Genomic DNA, 24,349 nt, shown 5'->3' with positions numbered 1-24,349 from the left:
CGGCCGCACACCGGCTCCGAGGACCAGGGCTCGGCGACCCGGCGACCGTCACACGGACGCGGGGACCTCGTCGCGCTCGGCGCGCGCCGCCCGCTCGCGATCCGAGCCCTCGGAGCCCTCGGAGCCGTCGGAGCGGTCGGCCGCGTCCGCGGGCTGCGTCGACGAGCCGTCCGTGCCCGGTGCGGCGCCCCGCTCCTCGGTGTCGGCCGCGGGCGTCGCGGCGGGCGCAGGCCACGGCTCCTCGGCGTCCCCGGCGGCGTCCGGCACCGCGCCGGCCGCCCGGTGGACGACGACCGCGAGCGGCGCGACGAGCACCCCGGCCACCAGCCCCCACCCCAGGCCCGCCTGCAGGACGGGGAGGACGCGGCCGGCGTCGGGCAGGACGCCGCCGGAGGTGACGGTCGAGACGACGACGGGCACCGCCGCGGCGAGCGCCGCGCCCGCGACGCACGCGAACCAGACGGAGAGCAGGAGCGCCCATCGGCCCTCCGCCGGGGGCAGGCGGCGCGCGGCGAGCGCGGTGAGCAGCCCCACGGCCAGCCCGACCCCGAGCGGCAGCACGAGGTGCACCGGGTCGGCGAGGAGCGCGTCCCGGTCGACGGCGAGCCGTGCGGAGGGCAGCAGCACGACGTCCCGGGCGACGCCCCACGGGGACTGCGGGTCGGACGCCCCGGGGAGCAGGGTCCGCCCGACGCCGGCGGCCGCCCAGAGCACGCCCGTCGCCGTGCCTGCCGCGAGGGCGGCCGGCCAGGCGCGCACCGTCGCCGGGGCGCGGGTGTGCCGCGTGCCCGCCGGGTCGTCGCGACGGTCGGTCAGCGCGCGCGTCACGACCACCGCGAGCCCGACGAGCAGGCCGTTCACGAGCCCCCACCACCCGCCGAGCGCGGTGGCGACGAGCTCCGTGATCGTGTCGGCCCGCCACGGCAGCGTGACCCCGGCGAACCACGCGGCCGTCGCGGCGAGGGCCGACGCGGCGACGACGGCGAACCAGACGCCGAGGAACGTCGCCCACCGGCCCGTGCCCGACGGCAGTCGCCGCAGCACGAGCTGCGTGCCGGCGGCGACGATCGCCCCCGCGAGCGCCGCCGTGAGCAGCGTGCTCCCGGAGACGGGTGCACCGCCCGCGACGGACGCGGTCGGGTGGGGGAGCAGCGCGCGGACGAGGGTGCCGGGGACGGGGAGCGGCGCCCCGGAGAGCCAGTCCCCGAGGCGGCCCGTGACCACCCAGAGGACGGCGGTGAGCGTTCCGGCGGCGACGACGGCGGGGACGGTCCTCGATGACGGCATCCTGCGAGGGTAGTGGCACCGTGCCGCCGGCTGCACCGCCCGGTTCGTCCCGGCTGTCATCCTGGGCCGCCTGCCGGACATCCCCGTGCGGAGCGCCGCGAGGGGCGGCGTCGAGGACGACGACAGGAGCGAGGGCGGATGTCCCCACCCCCCGAGGCGGAGGCGCGCGAGCGCCTCGACCGCCTCTACCGCGACCATGCGCGGTCCGTGTACCGGTGCGTGGCGACGCGGCTGTCCCCGCAGGACGCGGAGGACGTCGTGTGCGAGGTCTTCGTGGTGGCCTGGCGCCGGATCACGGAGGTGCCGCCGTACAGCTCGGGTGGCTCCTGCGGGTCACGCGCAACGTCATGGCGAACCACCTGCGCGCGGGCTCGCGCCGGGCCGCGCTCGTGCGGCGCGTCGACACGTCCGCGGACCGGACCTTCACGGCCGGAGACGGGAGCGCGACCCGCTGGGTCTCCGAGAGGGACTCCGCGGCGTCGGTCGCTGCCCCCATGGTGGGCGTCGAGGAGGTCAAGCACGCCGACCCGGCCGGGCCGGAAGGGCAGACGACGTACTGGTGGGTGAGCCCCGCGGCCGGCGTCTACTCGCGGTTCACGCTGCCGGCCGAGAACTGGGACGACGTCCGGGAGGGCACCATCCGGGAGCAGCTCACCGCGCAGATGGCGGACCTGTCTGCGCAGATGGAGGCGATCCGGGCGCTCGCCGACCAGCCGGACGTCGTCACGAGCGGCCCCGAGGAGCGGACGGTCGGCGGGCGCGCGGCGACGTGCTTCGAGCTCTCCGGTCCCGGGTCGGCGGCTCCCGCGAGCGAGGCGCCGATGTGGGTCGACGGTGCGCCGGGCACCGTCGACTGGACGCGGGCCGCGTGCTTCGACGACCAGACGCACCTGCCGCTGTCCGACGAGCGGACCGAGCACTACCTCCTCGACGGCGCCACGCAGCCGAGCCTGTCGGTCACGACGTCGGAGTACACCTGGCACCCGCGCGACGACGCGTCCCTCGCCCTCCTCGAGCCGTCGGTCGCGGGTCTGCGCGAGGTCTCCCAGGACGAGTTCGCGCGCCTGACGAGCTGACCGGCGACGACTGACGAGTCGGCGGCGACGGCCCGAGCGGTCGGTCGCCGCCGCCGATGAGTTCTCGGCGCGGCGGTCGTCAGAACGCTCGGGAGCCCGGGTGCACGGCCGCGGGCACGACGACACGGAGGACGGCATGAGCGCGCGCAAGACCTACACGGTGGACGTACCGGGAGCGGTCGTCGCCTACGACGTCTGGACGCCGGACGTCGCGGGCGACCGACGGCCGGTCGTCGTCATGGGGTCGCCCATGGCGGCGTCCGGGTTCGAGCAGCTCGCCGGGCTGCTCGACGACAGGGTGGTCGTCACGTACGACCCGCGCGGCACCGAGCGCAGCACGCTCGCGCCCGACGGGGAGGTCTCGGTCGAGGCGCACGCCGACGACCTGCACGCGGTGGCGTCGGCGGTCGGCCTGGGGCCGGTGGACGTGTTCGGGTCGAGCGGTGGCGGCGTGGTCGGGCTGTCGTGGGTCGAGCGGTACCCGGGGGACGTGCGGACGTTCGTGTCGCACGAGCCGCCGATCACGCCGCTGCTCGAGGACGCCGAGCTCGCGACGACGGTGCAGGCGGACATCGTCGAGACCTACGGCCGGGAGGGGTTCGGCCCGGCGATGGCGAAGTTCGTCGCGCTCGTGAGCCACGTGGGCCCCCTCCCGGCCGACTACCTCGGGCGGCCGGCCCCCGACCCGGCGACGTTCGGCTTCCCCGCGGAGGACGACGGGTCGCGCGACGACCTGCTGCTCGGCCGGAACCTCGCGACGATGCCGTCCTGGGCTCCCGACGGCGCGGTGCTGCGGGCGTCGGGGACGCGGGTCGTGCCGGCGGTCAGCGCACAGGGCGAGGGGACGCTCGCCTGGAGGGGCGGCGTGGCGCTCGCGGAGCTGCTGGGCGTCGAGGCGGTGACGTTCCCCGGCGACCACGGCGGCTTCATGGTGAGCGAGTGGTCGCCGCACAACGACCCGGCGGCGTTCGCCGCCGCGCTGCGCGAGGTGCTCGACGCCTGACCTGGCGCGCGGCGCGCGTGCTGAGCGACCCCCGAGCACGGGGTGGTCGACCGCCTTCCCGAGGCCCCGTCGCCACCCCGTGCCGGGCGCGTCCCCGGGCCACGACACGGAGAAGTGTCGACCGACCGGGGACTTTTGCTTGTTGTCGACACAACTTTCGCCTATCTGTTGACATCGGCCTCTGACTGCGGTGTCATAAACCTCGTTGCCCCTGGAACCGACCAGGGGACCGGACGCCGGAGCAGGGGAGCTCGACGTCCGGACCGACAGCCGACGGCGCGCACCGACGCGTGCCCCGGCGGGGCCACGGCGGCCCCGGACCTCGCCCCACGGTCGGTCTCCCACCGGTCGCGGGTCGAGCCCCGCACGACCGAGAACCGTCTCGACCCTCTGCGACGCGGGACACCCCCGCACGACCCAGTCCTGCCCACACTGCCCCCCACAGCACCACCCGGGGAACCTCCGCGCGCACCCGTGGCGCCGGTCAGCGTGACGGCGAGCGCCGGCACGCCGGTCCGGCGCGCCCGCGAGCCGCCCGGACGACCCCGTACGCCCGGAAGGAGTCCCCATGCCCGACCCGACGACCGAGACCGAGACGCCCGCCAGGCCGCTCTCGCGACGGGCGCTCCTCGCGGGGGCCGGCGTCGTCGCCGCGAGCCCCGCGGCCGCCCTGCTGCTGGGCGCCGGCGGCAGCGTCGCGGCGGCACCCCCGGCCGCCGCCGCGACCACGACCGGCGCGGCGGCCACCGGTGCGGTAGCCACCGCCGTGGGCGACGTCCGCAAGATCACGATGTACGCCGAGCGGATCTCCGACACGCTCGTCGGTTACGGCTTGGAGCGCGGCAAGGCCACGGTCCCCGGCCCCATCCTCGAGATGTGGGAGGGCGAGACCCTCGAGATCACGCTCGTCAACACGACGGACAAGCGCCTGTCGATCCACCCGCACGGCGTGAACTACGACGTCAACAGCGACGGCAGCGCCTTCAACAACTCGTTCAACGAGCCGGGCGAGACGCGGACGTACACCTGGTCGACCGTCAAGATGGCGCGTGACCGCGGCATCTGGATGCCGGGCAGCGCCGGCTACTGGCACTACCACGACCACGCGTGGGGCGACCACGGCACGCAGGGGATCGCCGCCGGGCTCTACGGCGCGCTCGTCGTGCGCCGCGTCGGGGACGTGCTGCCGCAGAAGCAGTTCACGATGGTCTTCAACGACATGACGATCAACAACAAGGTCGCGCCGAACACGCCGATGTACGAGGCGAAGCTCGGCGAGCGCGTCGAGTTCATCTGCATCGGCCACGGGAACCAGCTCCACACCTTCCACCTGCACGCCCACCGCTGGGCGAACAACCGGACGGGCCTCCTCGCGGACCAGTACGACACGAGCCAGGTCGTGGACAACCGCGACCTCAACCCGGGCGACGCGTTCGGGTTCCAGGTCGTCGCGGGCCTCGGGGTCGGGCCGGGGGCGTGGATGTACCACTGCCACGTCCAGTTCCACTCCGACGGCGGGATGGCGGGCGTCTTCCTCGTGCGCAACGCCGACGGCTCCATGCCGCCCGGTGCGCAGGAGACCATCGACCGGTTCCAGGGCCACGCCAGCCACACGATGTCGGCACCGTCGGGCGGGGCCGCGACGACCGACGGCGCAGCGGCCACCACGGGTGGTGCCGCGGCCGGAGGGACCGGGCCGGCCGTCGTCGACCTCGCGGGGCACGCCGGCCACTGAGCCGTCGGCTGATCCAGGACCGACGGGCCGCGGGCTCGCCCCGCACCAGCACCACCCGCACCAGCACGACCCGCTCCCGGCCCGCCCGGGAGCGCCGCACCGATGACGAAGGAGTTGGAGAGTGCTGTCCAGACGATCGACATCCCCCACGAGGGGACGCTCCCGACCAGGAGCACTACTGGCCATGACCGTGGGCCTCACGAGCGCCGCGCTCGTCGCGAGCGCCGCCGTGATCCCGGCGGCGGCGCAGCCCGTCGCCACGGCGCCGAGCAGCGCGGTCGCCTCGAGCGGGGCCCTGGCCGCCGGGCCCGTGGCGACCGCGGCGACCACGACGGCCGTGCGCGTGCTCGTGTTCCACGGCGCGCCCGACGAGCAGGCCGACCCGGTCGTCGCCGCGACCGCGGCGCTGACCGAGCTGGGTGCCGCCAACGGGTTCGACGTCGAGGCGACGTCCGACCCGGCCATGATCAGCGAGGCGACGCTCGGCGAGTACCGCGGCGTCGTCATGCTCTCCTCGGAGGGCATCGAGCTGAGCGGCGAGCAGGAGGCCGCGCTCCAGGCGTACGTCAACGCCGGCGGCGGCTTCCTCGGCGTGCGCGACGCCGCGCGCGCCCAGGAGGCGTCGAAGTGGTTCGAGGGCCTCGTCGGCGCCCGGATCAAGGGCGCGACGATGACGGCGGAGAAGGTCGCCGAGGCGACCGGCACCGGCCGCAGCCCGGCCGCAGAGACCCCGGCCAAGGCCGTCGACGGCGACCCCAACACCAAGTGGCTGACGTTCGCCCGCACGGGCCAGCTCACGCTGCGCATGGAGAAGCCCGTCGCGCTCGTGAAGTACGGCATCACCTCGGCGAACGACTCCGCGGGCCGCGACCCGAAGAACTGGAAGGTCCAGGGCTCGACCGACGGGCAGACGTGGGTCGACCTCGACACGCGGACCGACGAGGACTTCCCGCAGCGCTTCCAGCCGCGCACGTTCGACGTCGGGAACGAGACGGAGTACGGCTGGTACCGCCTGGACGTCACCGCGAACTCGGGCGACGCCGAGGTCCAGCTCGCCGAGTTCTCGATCTTCGGCCCCGACTCCGTCGAGCAGCCCGACCCGGAGATCCCGCTCGAGGAGCGCACGGTCGACCTGGTCGACCGCCAGCACCCCGCGACGGCGGACCTCCCGCTCACGTGGGACCGCGAGGACAGGTGGCTGGACTGGGCCGACGACCCGACCGGTGACGTGCACACGGTCGCGACGCTCGAGCCCGGCCCCGACGCCGGCCCGACGACCAACCCGTTCCAGCCCGTCTCGTGGTGCCGCGACTACGACGGCGGACGCTCGTTCTTCACCGGCATGGGCGGCACGCCCGAGAGCTGGCAGGACGCGACGTTCCGCGAGCACCTCCTCGGCGCGCTGCAGTGGACGACGGGCGTCGTGCGCGGCGACTGCCAGGCCACGATCGCGTCGAACTACAAGGCCGAGCGCCTGTCGAAGGTGAACACGGCCGGCACGCTCGACCAGAACGGCGAGCAGCACGGCCTGACGATCGCGCCCGACGGCACGGTCTTCTACATCGGTCGCGGCGCCTGCCCGACCGGCCCGATCGTCCCGTGGAGCGACCCGAACGTGGGCCTCGGCTGCGGCACGATCCACCAGTGGGACCCGGAGACGGGTGAGGCGAAGCTCCTCACGACGCTCGACGTCATGGGCAACCGCGGCAGCGGCGACGAGCTCGTGAAGAACGAGGAGGGCCTGCTCGGCATCGTGCCCGACCCCGACTTCGCGACCAACCACTGGCTGTACGTGTACTGGATGCCGCACGAGAACATCGACCGTGAGCGTCGCGTGGGCTACCGGACGGTCTCGCGGTTCACCTACGACCCCGCGACGCCGACGATCGACCAGAGCACGCGGGTCGACCTGCTCGAGTGGGAGACGCAGATCCACAGCTGCTGCCACGCGGGCGGCGGCATGGCGTTCGACAGCAAGGGCAACCTCTACATCGGCTCCGGCGACAACAACTCGTCCGGTGGTTCGAGCGGCTACTCCGGCAACAACTGGACGCAGGAGTACGCGGGCCTGAGCTTCCAGGACGCGCGCCGCACCGCCGGCAACACGAACGACCTCAACGGCAAGATCCTGCGGATCCACCCGGAGGACGACGGCACCTACACGATCCCGGACGACAACCTGTTCCCGGTGGGCGAGTACCCCGCGGACAAGACGCGTCCCGAGATCTACGTCATGGGCGTGCGCAACATCTCGCGCCTGCAGATCGACCCCGACACGGACTGGCTGACCGCGGCCTGGGTCGGGCCGGACGCGACGCTCCCGAACCCGGACCTCGGCCCGGCGAAGTACGAGACCGCGACGATCATCACGTCCGCGGGCAACCAGGGCTGGCCGTACTGCATGGGTAACGGGCAGCCGTACCGCGACCGGAGCAACGAGGACGCGAGCGTCCTCACCGGCTGGTACGACTGCGACAACCTGAAGAACACGTCGCCGCGCAACACGGGTCTCGTCGACCTCCCGCCGGTGCGCGACAACATGATCTGGTACTCGCCCTCGGGCGGCGGCCCGGTGTTCCCGGACCGCGGCAACGGCATCCCGTCGTACGTCGACAGCGAGGCGACCTACACCATCCCGTGGCTGCGGGGTGGCGGCCAGGCCGTCATGTCCGGCCCGACCTACCGCCAGTCGCAGGTCGACCCCGAGTCCGACGTCGCGTGGCCGTCGTACTGGGAGGGCAAGTGGTTCATCGGCGACCAGTCGAACTCGAACAACCGCGTCGCGGTGACGGTCGACCCGGAGAACCTGGACGCGCCCGTGTTCATGGAGGACCTGCGCCAGATCATCCCGGGCGGCCGCGGTGACGGGCTGCTGCAGAGCTGGATGGACGCGAAGTTCGGTCCGGACGGCGCGCTGTACCTGGTCGACTACGCGGGCGGCTTCTTCAGCCTCGACCCGAACCAGAAGCTCATGCGGATCACCTACCAGGGCGGGGCTCCGACCCCGGCCCCGGCGGCGTCCGCGACGAGCATCCAGGGCGACCCGCTGACCGTGCAGTTCACCGGAGCGCGTTCCGGTGGCGTCTCCTACCTCTGGGAGTTCGGCGACGGCTCGACCTCGCGTCAGGCCAACCCGAAGCACAAGTACCCGCGCGTCAAGAACTACGAGGCCAAGCTCACCGTCACGTACGCCGACGGCTCGACGGCCACGGTCACGACCGACGGCTCGCCGTCGTGCACGCTGCCCGACGACCGCGAGACCGTGTTCTTCGGCGACGTGGACTCCACGGTCGAGAACCGTGACCTGGGCGCGTGCAACATCGCCGACCTGTTCCAGGACGAGAAGGAGTGGCGCACCCACGCCCGGTTCCTGGCGCACGTCGAGTCGGTGGCCAAGGGCCTGTACGACGACAGCCGCATCAGCGACCGCGAGCGTGCTCGCCTCGTCGACGCGGCGGCCCGGTCCCAGATCGGCGCGTACCCCGGCGGGTACCGCACGATCTTCGACGGCACGCAGGAGTCGCTGTACGACTGGTACCAGGCTCCGGGCGGCAAGTTCACGCTCGAGCCGGGCGGCTCGCTCAAGTCGAGCGGCGGCCTGGGGATGCTCTGGTACGCGGGCGAGGAGCTCGGGGACTTCTCCGTGAAGCTCCTGTACCGCGACGTCTCGGCGGGCGACCACCACGCCAACACCGGCGTGTTCACCCGGTTCCCGAACCCGAACGACCCGGGTGACGCGCAGTGCGCGAACAACCAGTCACCCGCCTGGGTCGCGATCTACTGCGGCCACGAGATCCAGATCTACGACGGACCCACGGGCGAGCCGCAGAAGACGGGCTCGGTCTACAACTTCGACCCGGTCGGCCTGAACACCGGCGGGGAGAAGCCCAAGGGCGAGTGGAACGAGTACGAGATCCGGGTCGTGGGCCAGCACTACACGATCATCCGCAACGGCGTCGTCATCAACGAGTTCGAGAACGCGCCGGGGATCCAGTCGTCCCGCGCGGGCGACCCGCCCACGGACCTGCGCCAGTTCGACAGCGGGTTCATCGGGCTGCAGAACCACGGGAACTCGGACCTCATCGAGTTCCGTGACGTCCGGGTGGCGGACCTGTAGCACCGCCCGGCGGGGGCGGCCGGCCGGCCGTCCCCGCCGACCCCGGGGCCGCCGTCGTGCCGCACGACGGCGGCCCTCGGGGCAGGCTGCACGGCCCGCCCCGACCACGCCCGGACAGCCCGACCAGCCCGACAGAACCCCAGACACCCCCGGAGGAGTGCACCCTCATGGAACGACGTACCAGTCCCGGCGGCCCTCGCCGCCGCGGCGCGCGGCGGTTCCTCGCCGCCACGGTCGCCGGACTCACCGCGACGACGGTCCTCACCGTCGCCCCGGCCTCGGCGGCCCCCACAGCGACGGCACCGTCCGCCGTCTCGTCCGTCGCGAGCAGCACCGTCGCCGCCGCGCAGGTCCTCACCTGGACCGCGGACAACAGCGTGACCGACTACAAGTCCTTCCCGGCCACGGCCGAGGCCGGCCCGGCCACGATCGTGTTCGAGAACAGCATCGCGACCGGCAGCACGTTCGGCATGAGCCACACGCTCACGTTCGACACGTCGACGGCCGGCTACAACCACGACCTCGACGTGAACATCCTCGCGAGCCCGTTCGACGCGAACGGCGGGCTGCACGAGAAGGACGTGACCCTCACGTCCGGCACCTACCGCTACTTCTGCGCGATCCCCGGCCACGGCGAGATGTGGGGCGAGCTCGTCGTCACCGACGGCGGCGGGGGCGACGACACGACCGCACCCGCGGTCTCCGCGCTCCTCACGGGCGAGCAGGACGGCGACGGCGCGTACGTCGGCGGCGCCACGGTCACGCTCGACGCGACCGACGACCAGTCCGGCGTGGCCGGGGTCGAGTACGACCTCGACGGCGCGGGCTGGCAGGCGTACACCGAGCCGTTCCTCGTCGACGCCGTCGGCGCGCACACCCTGCAGTTCCGCGCGACCGACACGGCGGGCAACACGTCCGAGGCCCAGACCGCGGAGTTCACCGTCGTCGAGGGCGACGTCGAGGAGGACACGACCGCGCCGACCGTCGAGCCCATGGTCATGGGTCAGCAGGACGAGAACGGCGCGTACATCGGCACGGCCGCGTTCATGCTCCACGCCTCGGACGAGGGGTCGGGCGTCGCGTCGGTCGAGTACCAGGTCGACGGCGGCGCGTGGCTGCCCTACACGACGACGGTGCCGTTCACCGAGCTCGGCGAGCACACCGTCTCCTACCGCGCGACCGACGTCGCGGGCAACGTGTCCGAGGTCGGCTCGGTGACCTTCACGGTCGTCGAGGACGGCGAGCAGGACACGACCGCCCCGACCGTGACCGCCGAGATCACGGGCGAGCAGGACGACAACGGCGCGTTCGTCGGGTCCGCCACGGCGACGCTCACCGCGACGGACGACGCGTCCGGCGTGGAGACCGTCGAGTACGACCTCGACGGCGCCGGCTGGGCCCCGTACACCGCGCCGCTCGTCGTCGACGAGCCCGGCGAGCACACGCTCGTCTACCGGGCGACCGACGTCGCGGGCAACGTGTCCGAGGAGTCCGTCACGGAGTTCGTCGTCGTCGCCGACGCCGGCGAGGACACGACGGCCCCGGTCGTCGAGACGCAGCTCAGCGGCACGCAGGACGAGGACGGCGCCTACGTCGGCTCCGCGTCCGTGCAGCTCACCGCGACCGACGACGGCTCCGGCGTCGCGTCCGTCGAGTACGACCTCGACGGTGCGGGCTGGACCGAGTACACCGAGGCCGTCGTCGTCGACGAGCCGGGTCGGCACACGCTCGCCTACCGCGCGACCGACGTGGCGGGCAACGTCACGGAGCCCGCGAGCCTCACGTTCGACGTCGTGGCCGGCCAGGGCGGCGACACCGTCGCCCCCACGGTCGACCACCGCGTGATGGGCGGGACGAAGAACGAGGCCGGCGAGTACCTCTCGACCGTCTTCCTGCGCCTCCTCGCGACGGACGCCGACTCCGGCGTCGCCTCGGTCGAGTACCAGGTCGACGGCGGGGAGTGGCTCCCGTACGCGAAGCAGATCTCCGTGCGGACCCCCGGTGCGCACACCGTCACGTACCGCGCGACGGACGTCGCGGGCAACGTCTCCGCCCTGAAGACGGCGACGTTCGTCATCGCGGGCGGCGAGGAGCCGGGCGACACCGACGGCCCCGTCGTCACGGCCGCCGTCAGCGGCAGCCGGACCCGCGACGGCGACTTCGTCGCCAGCGCCCGGGTCACGCTGACCGCGGTCGACGAGGAGTCGGGCGTCGACCGCATCGAGTTCCAGGCCGACGGCGGCTCCTGGCAGCGCTACGCGGCCCCCGTCGCGTTCGCGGCCGACGGCCAGCACGTGGTCCGCTACCGCGCCGTCGACGGCGTCGGCAACGTCACGACGGGCGAGGTGACCTTCACGGTCCTGCAGCTCGTCCGCGACCGCTGCGTGGGCTCGGACGTGCGTCCGACCGTCATCATCGACGGCCACGACAGCACCGTCCAGAACTACGACGACGGCACGGGCTGCACCGTGAACGACTACGTCGCCGAGACCGACGAGTACCCGACGCACCGCGAGTTCGTCGACCACGTGAGCCTCGTGACCGAGGACCTCGTGTGGGACGGCGTGCTCGACGACGCCGAGCGCGAGCTCATCATCGCCGCGGCCGAGCTGTCCGACATCGGTCGCCGCTGACCGACGCCTGACGGTCCGACCTGACCAGTCCGATCGACGACGGCCCGACCCCGCACCCCCCAGGTGCGGGCTCGGGCCGTCGTCGTACCCGCTCCACCCGGTCCACCGGGCTGCCGCCCTCCCGTTCCCGCGCCGAACACGACATGAAGGTCGTTATCGGTCGTCTGGCGACTCTCATGTCGTGCTCGACGGCGGGTGAGGTCGTGTTCGGGGGGCTGACATCAGGCAGGCGGCGGCCGGGTCAGGCAGGTGGGTCGCCGTAGACCGGGCGCGCGAACGCGAGGACGATGCCCACGCCGCCGCGCTGCGCGAGGCGCGCGCGGTCCTCCGGGTGGTCCAGCAGGTGCCGCAGGACGCGGGCGACCGCCTCGGCGTCCGCGACGTCGACCGAGTCCGGGTCCGGCCCGTTCGCCGGGCGGACCTGGAGCAGGTCCTCGCCCTCGGCGTGCCGGGCCCGCGCGCCGTCGCGCAGCTCGACCCGCAGCGCCGGACGCCGCTCGCCCTCCAGCACCCGCACCCCCGCGACGTCGTCCCACCGCACGACGACGCGTGCCGGCTCCGGCCCCACGGGCAGCTCGATCTCGTGCGGTCGCAGGACGACGGCCTGGTTCGACGGCCCGCGCACGTAGGCCACCAGCGCGACGCCGAAGCCGACGACCAGGAAGCACGAGACCGCCGCGGCGACCCCCTCCTCCTGGAGCAGCAGCCACACGACGAACCACACCGACCCGCCGAACAGCACGAGCAGGACGAGCAGGACCGCGAGGTAGTCGACGACCGGGGTCAGGCGCTCGCGCCCCCGCACCCCGCCGGGCACGGCGGTCCACACCATGCCGGTCCGGTGCGGGGGACGGGGCGGGCGGCTGCTCACGGGGACAGTCTGCCGGGTCTCCGGACCGGCGCCGAACACGACATCGACGTCGTTCTCAGGCTCAGAACGACACGGATGTCGTGCTCGACGGCGCGCAACCTCGTGCTCGACGGCGCAGCAGGGGTGGGTCCGACGACGCGCGCCCGGTCGGTTGGGTGCGCCGTCCTCGCCGGGGCGTCCGGTCGGTCAGGACCCGCCGAGCAGCATCCGCTTCGCCGCGGCGAGCTCGTCGTCGGTCAGGGCGCCCGAGGCGTGCAGGTGCGCGAGCTCCGAGAGCGCCGCCGCGATCCCGTGCTGCACGGTGACCTCGGGAGCGTTCCCGCCGCGGGTCGTCCGGGTCGTGGTGGTCGTGGTCGTCGACGAGGCCGGCGCGGGTGAGCCCCAGGCCGGCGCGTCCTCGGACGCGCTCGGGGCCACCGCGCTCACGGGCTCGGCGACCGGGGAGTCGGTGACCCGCGCATCGGTGACCGCGGCGGACCCGGCGGCCCGTGCGGCGTCGTGCAAGGCGCGCGTGCGGTCGCGGCGCGCCTGCACCACGACCCGCTCCCCGGGCAGGCGCCACACGACCACCGGGTCGCCGGGCTGCGGGACCTCCGACGGGAGCAGGTTCGTCACCGGCGCGAGACGCGTGACCGTCGTCGTGAGCGCGCCGTGCCGCACGCGGACCACGCACTGTGCGACCCCGCCCGAGTCCGTGCGGTCGGTGACCGACGCGGTCACGACGCCCTCCTCGCGGACCGCGGCCTTCCGGTCGCGGTGGTACTGGGCGTAGAGCGGGGCGTCGTCGCGCGACCGCCGCAGCGACCGCGCGTACCCGGCCCAGAGCGGGCCGAGGAACACCCACGGGAAGATCGTCCACACGACGTTCCAGAACCACGGGAAGAAGCCGTCGTGGTCCCACGCGTTGACCGTGACGAGCCAGACGAAGCCCCCGGACAGCAGCACGAGCAGCACGCCGTTGCGGATCTTCGTCCCGACGCTCGACGGCGGGTCCAGGAGGCCGTCGGGCGTGCGCGGCAGGTCGTCGACGGACTCGCCGTTGCCCACCAGCCGCAGGATGGCCCCCGGGTCGGCGACCTTGCGCGCGAGAGCGGCGGACGGCGGGAGGGGCGGTTCGTCGTGCCGAGGGTCCGGGAAGGACGCCCTCGTGGTGTGGTCAGACATCATCCTGATCCTACGAGCGACCGCTGTCACGCTCCCGCCGACCATGGGGTCGACGATCGTCTTGCGCCGAACACGGTCGACGACACCCTGGCTGGCGGTCGATGACCGCGTGCTGGCCTCGAGCACCGTCGCGATGCGTGGCAGGGTGGCGGTATGACGACGCTCTCGCAGGTCCGCGCGGCCGCTCTCGCCCTGCCCGAGGTGGCAGAGGGCGTGGCCGCCGGGACCGTGTCCTTCGTGGTGCGCGGGCGACGATTCGCGGTGGTGACGCGGGACGACGTCGTGCAGCTCCGCCTCGCGGACGACGACGTCGCGCGCGTGCTCGCCGAGCACCCCGCCGCGCGCCGGTGGACGCGCGGCGACCACCTGCTCGGCGCGAGCGTGCCGCTCGCCGCCCTCGACGGCCAGCAGGCCAACCACTGGGTGCGGCGCGCGTGGTTCGCCCGTGCGCCGCAACGGCTCGGGGCCGCTCTGGTCGCCGCGGACGCCGCGGAGCCCGGGTCGGTCGGCGACCTCCCGGTCGCCATCGGCCGCCCCGCGACGCGCGCGCTCGCGGGCGCGGGCATCGTCACGCTGTCCGACGTCGCGCGGCTCAGTGATCGGGAGCTGCTCGCCCTGCACGGGGTCGGTCCCCGGGCCGTGCGGATCCTGCGCGCGGCGCTCGCGGCCCGCTGACCGACCGCGGTGTCCCCGAGGACTCGCGCGTCGCCCGGCGGTGGGGAGCGCGGGCGTCAGCGACCGGTCGTCACGGTGATGCCCGCCTCGCGAGCCGCCGCGAGCAGCGCGTGGAGGCCGAACGCCTGCACCGGGCCGAGCGCTCCCGTCGCCTGGGCCTCTCCTGCGGCGGCACGGGCGGCGCCCCCCCCGCGAGGAAGTGTGCGGTGAGGTCGTCGGCGTCGGGTCCGTCGAGCCGGACGCGGCGCAGGACGTCCCCGGACGCGTCGCGGGCGACCGCGAGGACGATGCCGGCCGCCCGACGTCGGGCTCCCCGCCCGCCCGCCGCTCGGGACCGCGGTCGCGGACGTCGACGACCCGTGGACCGTGCGGGAGCTGATCGCTACGCGGGGCCGGTGTCGGACTGCGTCACGATCACCGCGAGCTGCACGCGGTTGGTGACGCCGAGCTTGGCCGACGCGGCGGCGAGGTGGGTCTTGACGGTCGCCTCGCCGAGGAACAGCCGCTGCGCGATCTGGGCGTTGGAGAGGCCTTCTGAGACGAGCCGCGCGACGTCGAGCTCGCGCTCGGTCAGCGTGGCGAGCTTCTCCGACGCTTCGCGGCGCCCGGCTGCACCCGACGCGGCGCTGACCTGAGCCATCACGGTCCGTGCGGCGCGCGGCGAGAGCGCGCCGTCGCCGGCAGCGACGGCCCGCACGGCGGCCACGATCTCCTCCGGGGAGGCGTCCTTGGCGAGGAAGCCCGACGCGCCGGCGTGCACGGCGCCGAGGATGACGGCCTCGGTGTCGAACGACGTCATGGCGATGACCCCGGGCGGGTCCGGGAGCCCCCGCACGGAACGCGTGGCGGCCACGCCGTCGACCCGCGGCATCCGCAGGTCCATGAGCACGACGTCGGGGTGGTGGGCCTGCACGGCGGTCACCACCTCGTCGCCGTCCGCAGCCTCGGCGACGACCTCGATGTCGTCCGGTCGCAGGATCGTCCGGAGCAGCCGTCGCACCATCGGGTCGTCGTCGACGACCAGCACCCTGATCACGAGGCGACCCTATCGACGGTCGCCCACGGCGTGCTGCGGGTGAAGTGTCGCGCCGGTGGCTGACAGTTCACCTCGTGTCCCTCATGCTGGGTGCCGCCACGGGCCGCGTACGGCGGTCCACGGGTTGCGACGGAGGAGAACGGTGGACTACGAGCTCATGGCTTCGCAGGCGCGCGCGTCGCTGATCGTCGCGGCGATGCGCCGCTCGCTCTTGACGTACGGCGAGCTGGGCCGTGCCGTGGGGATCGACCGGAAGATCCCGCTGCCGGGCCACGTCTCGCGGATCCTCGACAAGGTGTCGACCGTGTGCATCGACGCCGGTGAACCGTCGCTCGCCGTCCTGGTCGTGGGAAAGTCCGGCGGGGAACCGGGGCGTGGGTTCACGGCGGGCAAGGACGCGTGGTTCACCGAGGCGCAGCGCTGCTTCGAGTACTGGTCGAGCCGGTAGGGAACTCGTCCCGACGTCGCGGAGCTCGTCTGCTCAGCCCGGTGGGCGCCAGCCGAGCACGCCGCGCAGCGCCCACGCGCCGAGCGTTGCGCTCCACGGCCCGGCGAGGCGCGCGCCGAGGTCGCGCACGGCCGTCGCGACGGGCGAGACGGTGCGCGACATCCCGGCCATCTGCGCCGACATCCTCATGACCTTCAGGACGCGGGGCCGCCGCTCGTCGGACCACCGCCGCAGCGCCTCCGGCACCGCCGCGAGGTCCGCGCGGCCACCGCCTCCACGGTCGGGGCTCGTCCCCGCGAGGCCGCCCGCCCGTACGCCCAGCACCACCGCGTCCTCGAGCGCCTGGCACCCGCCCTGCCCGACGTTCGGCAGCATGGCGTGCGCCGCGTCCCCGACGAGCGCGACACGGCCGGTGACCAGGGAGGCCGGGGGAGCGGGGAGCTGCCGCAGCTCGTGGCACAGCACCTGGCCCGGATCCACCGCGGCGAGCAGTCCTGGGATGGGCGCGTGCCAGTCGGCGAGCCGTTCGCGCAGCTCGGCGAACGAGGCGGGCACTCCGGCCGCGTCCGCGACGGACACGTAGGCGTACACGCGTCCGTCGGCGAGCGGCACGACTCCCACGACGATCCCGCGACCCCACGTCTCGCTCCCGACCTCGCCACCCGGCTCGGTCGGCGGCGCGTCCGCGACCAGCCGCCACGCCGTCGACCCGCCCGGGACCGGCCCGGGCGCTTCCGGCCACCACCGGCGCCGGGTCGGCGAGTCGATGCCGTCCGCCGCGACGACGAGCGCAGCCTCGATCTCCTCGGTGCTGCCGGGCGACCCGCCGTCGACGCTCGACCGGTCCGACGACCGTTCCTCGTCCGCGGGCGCGTCACCCTGTCGTGGTCCGTCGCCCTCCCGCCCGACGGCGTCGCGCACCCGCACTCGCGCGGGCCGTCCCGCGTCGCCCGGGTCCACGACGGCGGCGTCGACGCCGAGCCGCAGCGCGCCGTCGGGCAGGGCGTCGGCGAGCAGCCCGACGAGCTGGGCGCGGTGGAGCACGAGCGTCTGGTCGCCGAACCGGGCGCTCGCGGCGGAGGCGTTCGCGCGGACGAGCCAGCGCCCGTCGGGTCGGCGCAGCCCGACCTCGCCCTGGAGGGCGGCAAGGTCGCGCAGCCGGTCGCCGAGCCCGAGCGCCGCGAGCGCCCGCACGGCGTTGGGTGCGACGGCGATCCCCGCCCCGACCGGTTCGAGCGACGGCGCGCGCTCCAGCACCGTGACGTCCCATCCGGCGCGCGCGAGCGCCACGCCGGACGCGAGCCCTCCGATCCCGCCGCCCACGACGACGGCCCGCGCGCTCACCAGGAGTCCCTGCTGCAGAAGCTCACGACCGCGACGCTACCGGCGGCGGAGCGGGCTCCGCGCCTCCCGCGCGGGGGAACCGGCTCGCCGACCGTTCTCCACCGACGCCGCCACGTGTCGCACCATGTCGCCACGTGTCGCACGAACTCGCACCACGTCGCACTCGCGCACCGGAGCGAATGTTGATTCTTGCGAGAAGTTGTTGACTTGTGTGGGCTGGCCCGGGACACTCGAATCCCCGAGGTCGACGCCGTCCCGGGATCTTGCCCCCTCATCGTCGAGAGGACACCCGATGAAGCTCTCCCTGTCCCGCGCGCGCTCGCGTGCTACCGCTGTCACGAGTGCGCTGGTCGCGCTCGGGCTGGCGGTCTCGGGCGCGGCCGCCGCCGCAGCGGCGCCGACCCTGCCGACCGCGTCCACCGTGGCACCGGCGGCCGCCGCGGAGCCGACGATCTCCCCGGTCGTCGACGCCAACTTCCCCGACCCCGACATCCTGCTCGTCGACGGCGTCTACCACGCCTATGCGACCAACGACCAGGGCCAGAACGTGCAGCACCGCACGTCGACGGACCTGGTCACCTGGAGCGCCCCGACCGACGCGGCGCCCGACCTCGGCGCCTGGGTCAGCGAGTCCTGCACCTTCTCGCCGGGCGGTGCGACCGACCGCTGCGTCTGGGCCCCGGAGGTGTCCGCGGTCGAGGGCGGCTACGCGCTCTACTACACGGCGCGCGACGCGACGAGCCCGCGCCAGTGCATCGGGCTCTCGCTGTCCGACACCCCCGAGGGTCCGTTCGAGCCCGTCGGCGACGACCCGATCGTCTGCCCCAACGGCGAGGCCGGCACGGAGGACCTCGGCGGCGCGATCGACGCCGCGACGTTCGTCGACGGCGACCAGCTCTACCTGCTGTGGAAGGCCGACGGGAACTGCTGCACGGGCAAGACGGCGATCATCTTCGCCCAGCCGCTCTCGGCCGACGGCGCGACGCTGACGGGTCCGCCCGTCGAGCTCATCCGTGTGGACACGCCCTACGAGGGCCGCGTCGTCGAGGGCCCGACGCTCCTGGAGCGCGACGGCACCTACTACCTCTTCTACTCCGCGAACGACTTCTACGGCGGGGCGTACCGCACGTCGTACGCGACGGCGTCGAGCCTCGCGGGCCCGTGGACCAAGGCGACGACCGAGCTCCTCACGAGCGACCGGTTCCAGGGCGACGTGCGCGGCCCGGGCGGGCAGGACGTCGTCACAGCGCCGGACGGCTCGGACGCTCTCGTCTTCCACGGCTGGAACGCGGCGTTCACGTACCGCGCGATGTACGTCGCGGACCTCGAGTGGACGGCCGACGGCGTCCCGTTCGTCCCGCAGGCGTCCGACCGGTACCAGGCGGAGGACGGCGTCGTCACGAACGCGCGCGTCGTGGCCGACGGTGGGGCGTCGGGCGGGGCGAAGGTCGGCGGCCTGGACTTCGCGGACTCGTCCGTGACGGTCGAGGTGCACGCCGACGCGGCCGGGCCGGCGCTCCTGGGCATCCGGTTCGCGAACGGCTCCTTCGACGGCTCGACGCGCGTGCCGTCCACGAGCACGCTCGCGGTCAACGGCGCGGTCGCGGAGACCGTCGTCTTCCCGCACACCGCGTGGGGCAACTGGCAGACGTCCGAGCACCTCGTGGACCTCGTCGCGGGCACCAACACGATCACCCTGACCCGCGCGACGTTCTACACCGAGCTCGACGCGTTCGACGTCTACCCGGCGACGCGCGACCCGCGCCCGTCCGCCCCGCCCGTCATCCCGTCCGACGCGACGCGGTACGAGTTCGAGGACGGCGTCATCACGCGCGGCTCGGTCGGGAGCGCCGCGGGCGCCTCGGGCGGGCAGAAGGTCGGCGGCCTCGACTTCCTCGACAGCTCCGTCGCCCTCCAGGTCCACGCCGACGAGGCCGGGGCGTACACGCTCGGCGTCCGGTACGCGAACGGCTCCGAGCGGGGCGGCTACACGCTCGCCTCGTCGAGCACCGTCACGGTGAACGGCGCGGACGCCGGCGTCGTCACGTTCCCGCACACCACGTGGGGCAACTGGCAGTCCGTGACGCACGAGGTCGAGCTGCAGCAGGGGTGGAACACCGTCGCCTTGACCAAGCTCACCTGGTACACCGAGCTCGACGCGCTCGACGTCTTCCCGGCCGAGGCCCCGCCCGTCGACCCGCAGGTCACCGTCACCGCGCAGCCCCGCTGCCTCGCCGGGACCCCGTACCTCGCCGTCCGCGCGACCAACGACGGCGACGAGACCGTCGCGATCGCCCTGCGGACGGACCACGGCGAGCGGTCCTTCGCCCAGGTCGACCCGGGCAAGAACGCCTACCAGTCGTTCAAGGCCCGCGGTGCGCTCGACGCCGGCGAGGCGCTAGTCGTCGTCACCGACGTCACGGGCGCGACGACGGAGGTGACGGCCGCGTACGACGCGCTCACCTGCGCGTAGGCGCATCCTGGGAGGACCACCCGCGGTGCCGCTCGGCCGATGAGCGGCACCGCGGGTGCTGTTCCGTGACCGCGCCCGCGGACCGCGGGAGGCAGCCCGCGGCCCGTACGGTCCGGAGCATGCTCGTCGCCGCCGGTGCCGACCTCGTCCTGCGGGGTGCGTGACAGCTATGGCGCGGGCCGCTCCCACGGGAGGTGGGCGCGGACGACGAACCGTCCGTCCTCGACGCCCGCGGAGAACGTCCCGTCGAGCGCCTCGCAGCGCTCGCGCATCCCGACGATCCCGTTGCCGCTGCCCGGGACGCCGGACGCGTCCGCCGTCAGGGCGTTGCGCACGGCGAGGTCCACGCCGTCCCCGGGACGCGCGCGCACGTCGACGTCCGCACGCGCACCCGGCGCGTGCTTCATCACGTTCGTCAGCGCCTCCTGCACCACCCGGTACACCGCGCGCGTGAGCGCGGGTGGTGCCGAGTCGGCGTCCGTGACGAACACGGTCGCGGCGAGGTCGACGCCGGACGAGCGGGCGTCGTCGAGGAGCGTCGCCAGGTCGCCGAGCGCCGGCGCAGAGCCGGTGTACTGCTCGGCGCCGTCGCGCAGCGACGTGATGAGCGCGCGCATCTCCTCGAGCGCGCGGTGGGCGGACGAGCGCATGGTCCGGGCGGCGTCGACGACCTCGGGGTCGTCGGTCGTCACCTCGAGCGCCGAGGCCTGCAGCGACATGACCGACAGGTTGTGGGCGACGGTGTCGTGCATCTCGCGCGCGATGAGCTCGCGCTCGTCCTGGCGGGAGATCTCGGTGCGGAGCTGGTCGGTCTGGGAGCGCAGGTCCTCGGCATGGGTGCGCAGCGTCTCCGCGCGGCGCGTCTCGACGGCGGCGGTCTGCTGCGCGACGTGCGCACGCCCCGCATAGCGACGCACCAGCCCCGCCCCGACGGACACCGCGACGAGCAGCGCGCCGATGACGATGTAGCCGGCGGGCGCCAGGTAGGACGTCTCTCCGCCGTCCGTCGGCCTGAAGGAGAAGATCACGGCGTCGCCGCCGCGCGCCGCGTCCCGCCAGAACGAGGCGCCCACGGCGGCGGCGGTCGCCGCGACGGCGCCGGCGAGCACCGGACGGCGCTGCTCGCGCGCGAGGACGAACGGCAGCGCGAGCAGCGGCGCGAGCGCGCCGACGGGCGTGAGGATCCCTGCTGCCGCGGTGCCGAGGCAGACGGCGAGCGGAGAGCGGATGCGCCAGACCACCGCGGCCGACACGCACGCCGCCAGGACGATCCACAGGATCGCGAGCCCGAGCTGGCCGCCGCTGATCTGGGGGCCGTGGCGTGTGGCGTCGAAGGACATGCCCAGCACGCCCACGAAGAACGTCGCCGCCACGGCGACGGCGGTCCCGGCCGCGGACCAGAACCGGCGCGCCCCTCCGGGGCGAGGGGCCGGCGTCGGGCGCCACCCGGCGTCGTACGGGACGGGCTGCGCCGGGCCGTACGGCACGCCGTAGGAGACCGGGCCGGGCGGGGGGACAGGCGGGCCGGGCGCCGGCCGGCCCGGGTACGGCGGTGGCCCCGCGGCGCCGGGCGGCACCGCGGGGCCACCAGGCTGCTGCGGAGGGGGGTACATGCGGCGAGCATACGCACGGGCGCCGACGTCGGACGTCCCCCGATCGGCTCGGGGACGACGCTCGGGGTCCCCCGACCGGCTCGCGGGGACGACCCGCTCGGCCGATCCGCCGACCGCCCCCTCGCAGACACGATCGTCCTCGAACGCAGCGACGACCACCGCACCTGCCGCACGACCACGGTGCGGCCGAGACGAGGAGATCAGGATGTCCGCACCCAACGGGGGCACGTTCCCCCAGCAGCCCGCGCAGCACCCGGCCCAGCAGGGCCCGACGGCGCCCGCAGGCCAGCCCTCCAGCTCACCCCTGCAGGGGGCGGTGTCCGGACACGCGTCCGCGACCCCGTACCCGGGCCAGGCCGGGTACCCCGGCCAGCCGCCGTACCCGGGACAGCCCGGGCAGCCGCACCTCGGTGCGCAGCCGCCCGTCGGGCCGACGCCGCCGCGCAAGAACTGGTTCGCGCGGCACAAAGTCCTCACGGGGGTGGGCGTCGTCGTGCTGCTCGCCGTCGTCGGTGCGAGCCTCGGCGGCGGGGGAGGCGACGAGCCGTCCACGCCCGCCGCCGTCGCCGGAACGGACGGCGCGGACGGCGCGGTCCAGCCCGAGACGGCGGACGAGGCGCCCGAGGCCGAGTCCATCCCGGAGGAGCCCGCCGCGGAGGAGCCGGCGCCCGCGGCGCCGGGCGTCGGGACGGCCGTGCGCGACGGCAAGTTCGAGTTCACCGTGACGTCCGTGGAGACGGGCGTCGCGACGGTCGGCGACGAGTACCTCAACGCGCAGGCGCAGGGACAGTTCGTGCTCGTGCACATGACGGTGACGAACATCGGCGACCGGGCGCAGATGTTCGACGGCAGCAGCCAGAAGCTCGTCGACACCGCCGGGCGCGAGCACTCCGCGGACTCGAGCGCCGCGATCTACCTCGGCGACGCGAACTCGTTCCTCACCGACATCAACCCGGGCAACAGCGTCGAGGGCACCGTCGTGTTCGACGTCCCCGCCGACGCCGTCCCGGCGACGATCACGCTCCACGACTCGTTCCTCTCCGGAGGCGTCGAGGTGTCGCTCGCCTGAGCAACCACCACGCGAGATCGGCCTGTGCGTCGCGAGATCGGCCTTCTGAGGGTCGATCTCGGCCGCTCGGGTCGATCTCGCGGTGGTTCGATGCGGGTGTCAGCCGGACAGGTCGTCGGTGACGAGGCGGGAGCGGGCCTCGTAGACGCGTAGCGGGTCGGCGGTGCTGGTGGTGGTCGCGGTGCCGGTGACGTCGGTCCAGGTGGTGGTGCCGGTGATGCGGAACTGTCCGGACCAGGTCGTGGTGAGCTTGATCTGGACCTGCTCGGCGGGTTGGTCGTAGGTGTGCGCGACCGTGTGGTGGGGGTAGGCCGCACCGGGGTCGGTCGTGGAGACCGGGGGCGTGCCGTCGCCGTAGTCCCACGCGTACGAGCGTGGGGTGGCGCGGATCTGCACGGGGATGCCGAGCAGGGTCGTGTCCAGGGTCTGCTCGCCGGGCTGGGTGTAGGTGATGGTGGGGACGTTGACCAGGGTCCACCCGTCCGGGGGCTGGACCACGATCGGCGACGGCGCGATGGTCAGGGTGCGGAACGCCGCCTCGGCCTCGCCGGCCAGGTCGACGGCGCCGAGGCAGGACGCGTCGGCGACGAGCTCCCAGCCCGAGACCGCGGTCCGGGTGCCGTCCGGGGTGTTGGTCCAGGTCTGGCGGAACAACGGCTCCAACGCGACCTCGTCCGGGGTGCACCCGGGGTCGAACCCCGCCGCGTTCTGCCCGTCCGGGCACACCGGGACCAGCCCGGGCAGCGTCGTGGCATGGTCACCGTCGTAGCACCGGTACGCCGGCCCGCGCCGGTACGCCTCCGACGCCGGACCACCACCCGAATCGGACGCACCGTCGGCGCTTGGACCGTGTTGACCGGAAGTCGCGCCGTTGAGAGTGACGTTCTCCCCTTGTGCATTTCCTTGAAGAGTCGTCGTATCGGTCGGATTGGCCTGTGCGGAATAAGCCGAGAGAATTCCGAGGAATACAACGACCAAACTGACGAGAGCAACTCGACGCATGGTTTACTCACCGACCGTGAGCGAGAGAACGCGCCAACTCGAACCGTCGTGCAACAGGTCGATCTGAAGACGGCCGCTACTCGCAGCTTGCTCTTCCAGCACTTCGCCGGCCCTGCTCGTGCGCACCAGCGCGGCTTGCTGAAAGTTGGCAACAACCGGATAAGCGCCAACGAACGTATCCAGCTCACCCGGCGTGACAGCCGAGACCGTGATCTCGGCCCCCTCATACGTATCACCTGCGTTGGCGATCGCTTCAGCGTCCGCTCGTACGTTGGTGCAGAACTCGCACGTCTCAGCCCACGTCATCGCGTCCCACTCGGCGGTGTCGCCCGTCGCGAGGACGTACCCGTACAACGACAGGAAGTACTCCGCCGCTGCGGCGGCACCCTCGGCGTCGTCGCGGTCCATCGCCGCGGGACGTTCCGGCTTCACCGGTCCGGTCTCAGTCGGTGACGGCGCGGGCGACTCCGACTCCGACGGCGACGGCACGACCGGCTCGTCGACGGACGGTGACGGACCAGGGCCGCCACCACCGGTGCACCCGGCGACCACGCACCCCACCGCGACGACGACGCCCACGACGAGCGACCGCCGTCGGGCACGGGACAGCACACGAGAACGACGCACGAGACCCCCTGCAGATCGATGCGAACCACCCCGCACGCCACACCGACGGGGCGCGCGGACTGCCCAGCAACCTAGCGAAACCGCACCGCCGACGGAACCGCGCGTCCCGCCCTGTGGACGACGGCCCGGCAGGTGTCCACGACGTTGCGGCTCCACAGGTGCAGGTGGCACCCCGG

General features: G+C 73.9%; 17 protein-coding genes. 9 read left to right on the top strand and 8 right to left on the bottom strand.

Annotated features, from left to right (window positions below; genetic code table 11):
• Positions 1 to 48 precede the first annotated feature (48 nt).
• Complete coding sequence (locus NHH00_RS16980; protein WP_253054441.1) at positions 49 to 1,287, bottom strand: hypothetical protein; 1,239 nt, start codon at positions 1,285 to 1,287, stop codon at positions 49 to 51.
• Positions 1,288 to 1,634: 347 nt separating this feature from the next.
• On the opposite strand from NHH00_RS16980, the gene NHH00_RS16975 reads away from it, so the two are divergent.
• The 5 genes from NHH00_RS16975 to NHH00_RS16955 all read left to right on the top strand — a co-directional run bounded on the left by NHH00_RS16975 (position 1,635) and on the right by NHH00_RS16955 (position 11,851).
• Positions 1,635 to 2,363 (top strand): hypothetical protein, encoded by a 729-nt coding sequence (locus NHH00_RS16975; RefSeq protein ID WP_253054439.1) that lies wholly within the window; start codon positions 1,635 to 1,637, stop codon positions 2,361 to 2,363.
• A gap of 136 nt (positions 2,364 to 2,499) precedes the next feature.
• Positions 2,500 to 3,366 (top strand): alpha/beta fold hydrolase, encoded by an 867-nt coding sequence (locus tag NHH00_RS16970; RefSeq protein WP_253054437.1) that lies wholly within the window; start codon positions 2,500 to 2,502, stop codon positions 3,364 to 3,366.
• A gap of 568 nt (positions 3,367 to 3,934) precedes the next feature.
• A complete protein-coding gene (locus tag NHH00_RS16965; protein WP_253054435.1) occupies positions 3,935 to 5,101 on the top strand; it encodes a multicopper oxidase domain-containing protein in 1,167 nt (388 codons plus the stop codon).
• A 184-nt stretch (positions 5,102 to 5,285) separates the two neighbouring features.
• Positions 5,286 to 9,218, top strand: coding sequence for a ThuA domain-containing protein (locus NHH00_RS16960; RefSeq protein ID WP_253054432.1), 3,933 nt, complete (start codon positions 5,286 to 5,288; stop codon positions 9,216 to 9,218).
• A gap of 167 nt (positions 9,219 to 9,385) precedes the next feature.
• Positions 9,386 to 11,851 carry an OmpL47-type beta-barrel domain-containing protein gene (locus tag NHH00_RS16955; protein WP_253054429.1) on the top strand — a complete coding sequence of 822 codons (2,466 nt, stop codon included), beginning with the start codon at positions 9,386 to 9,388 and terminating at the stop codon, positions 11,849 to 11,851.
• 241 nt (positions 11,852 to 12,092) lie between these two features.
• Here the strand turns inward: NHH00_RS16955 and NHH00_RS16950 are convergent, their stop codons facing one another.
• Together NHH00_RS16950 and NHH00_RS16945 are read right to left on the bottom strand one after the other, a co-directional pair.
• The gene (locus NHH00_RS16950) at positions 12,093 to 12,722 is read right to left on the bottom strand and encodes a glycosyltransferase (protein WP_253054427.1); all 630 of its coding nucleotides are present in this window, start codon (positions 12,720 to 12,722) and stop codon (positions 12,093 to 12,095) included.
• A 186-nt stretch (positions 12,723 to 12,908) separates the two neighbouring features.
• Positions 12,909 to 13,886 (bottom strand): SHOCT domain-containing protein, encoded by a 978-nt coding sequence (locus NHH00_RS16945; RefSeq protein WP_253054425.1) that lies wholly within the window; start codon positions 13,884 to 13,886, stop codon positions 12,909 to 12,911.
• A 153-nt stretch (positions 13,887 to 14,039) separates the two neighbouring features.
• On the opposite strand from NHH00_RS16945, the gene NHH00_RS16940 reads away from it, so the two are divergent.
• Positions 14,040 to 14,561, top strand: a complete 522-nt coding sequence (locus NHH00_RS16940) for a hypothetical protein (protein WP_253054423.1) — start codon at positions 14,040 to 14,042, stop codon at positions 14,559 to 14,561.
• 382 nt (positions 14,562 to 14,943) lie between these two features.
• Here the strand turns inward: NHH00_RS16940 and NHH00_RS16935 are convergent, their stop codons facing one another.
• Positions 14,944 to 15,597, bottom strand: coding sequence for a response regulator (locus tag NHH00_RS16935; protein WP_253054420.1), 654 nt, complete (start codon positions 15,595 to 15,597; stop codon positions 14,944 to 14,946).
• A gap of 142 nt (positions 15,598 to 15,739) precedes the next feature.
• Between NHH00_RS16935 and NHH00_RS16930 the strand changes: the two genes are divergently transcribed.
• The gene (locus NHH00_RS16930) at positions 15,740 to 16,045 is read left to right on the top strand and encodes a hypothetical protein (protein ID WP_253054416.1); all 306 of its coding nucleotides are present in this window, start codon (positions 15,740 to 15,742) and stop codon (positions 16,043 to 16,045) included.
• 33 nt (positions 16,046 to 16,078) lie between these two features.
• Here NHH00_RS16930 and NHH00_RS16925 read toward each other — a convergent pair whose 3' ends face one another.
• Positions 16,079 to 17,389: an FAD-dependent oxidoreductase gene (locus tag NHH00_RS16925; protein WP_253054414.1), complete on the bottom strand. Its 1,311-nt coding sequence runs from the start codon at positions 17,387 to 17,389 to the stop codon at positions 16,079 to 16,081.
• 292 nt (positions 17,390 to 17,681) lie between these two features.
• Between NHH00_RS16925 and NHH00_RS16920 the strand changes: the two genes are divergently transcribed.
• Entirely contained in the window at positions 17,682 to 19,862 is a 2,181-nt protein-coding gene (locus NHH00_RS16920) for a family 43 glycosylhydrolase (protein WP_253054411.1), read from the top strand.
• A 167-nt stretch (positions 19,863 to 20,029) separates the two neighbouring features.
• On the opposite strand, the gene NHH00_RS16915 is transcribed toward NHH00_RS16920, so the two are convergent.
• Positions 20,030 to 21,475 (bottom strand): sensor histidine kinase, encoded by a 1,446-nt coding sequence (locus tag NHH00_RS16915; protein WP_253054409.1) that lies wholly within the window; start codon positions 21,473 to 21,475, stop codon positions 20,030 to 20,032.
• 205 nt (positions 21,476 to 21,680) lie between these two features.
• Between NHH00_RS16915 and NHH00_RS16910 the strand changes: the two genes are divergently transcribed.
• The gene (locus NHH00_RS16910; RefSeq protein ID WP_253054406.1) at positions 21,681 to 22,544 is read left to right on the top strand and encodes a DUF4352 domain-containing protein; all 864 of its coding nucleotides are present in this window, start codon (positions 21,681 to 21,683) and stop codon (positions 22,542 to 22,544) included.
• 99 nt (positions 22,545 to 22,643) lie between these two features.
• On the opposite strand, the gene NHH00_RS16905 is transcribed toward NHH00_RS16910, so the two are convergent.
• Together NHH00_RS16905 and NHH00_RS16900 are read right to left on the bottom strand one after the other, a co-directional pair.
• Positions 22,644 to 23,207: a hypothetical protein gene (locus NHH00_RS16905; RefSeq protein ID WP_253054404.1), complete on the bottom strand. Its 564-nt coding sequence runs from the start codon at positions 23,205 to 23,207 to the stop codon at positions 22,644 to 22,646.
• A 342-nt stretch (positions 23,208 to 23,549) separates the two neighbouring features.
• Entirely contained in the window at positions 23,550 to 23,978 is a 429-nt protein-coding gene (locus tag NHH00_RS16900) for a DUF6318 family protein (protein ID WP_253054402.1), read from the bottom strand.
• Between the last annotated feature and the right edge of the window lie 371 nt (positions 23,979 to 24,349).

Origin of the sequence: Cellulosimicrobium cellulans (assembly GCF_024124905.1) — a bacterium.
Lineage (GTDB): Bacteria > Actinomycetota > Actinomycetes > Actinomycetales > Cellulomonadaceae > Cellulosimicrobium > Cellulosimicrobium cellulans_G.
Note: the sequence above shows the minus strand (reverse complement) of the source record. Positions and strands in the feature narration are given on the sequence as shown.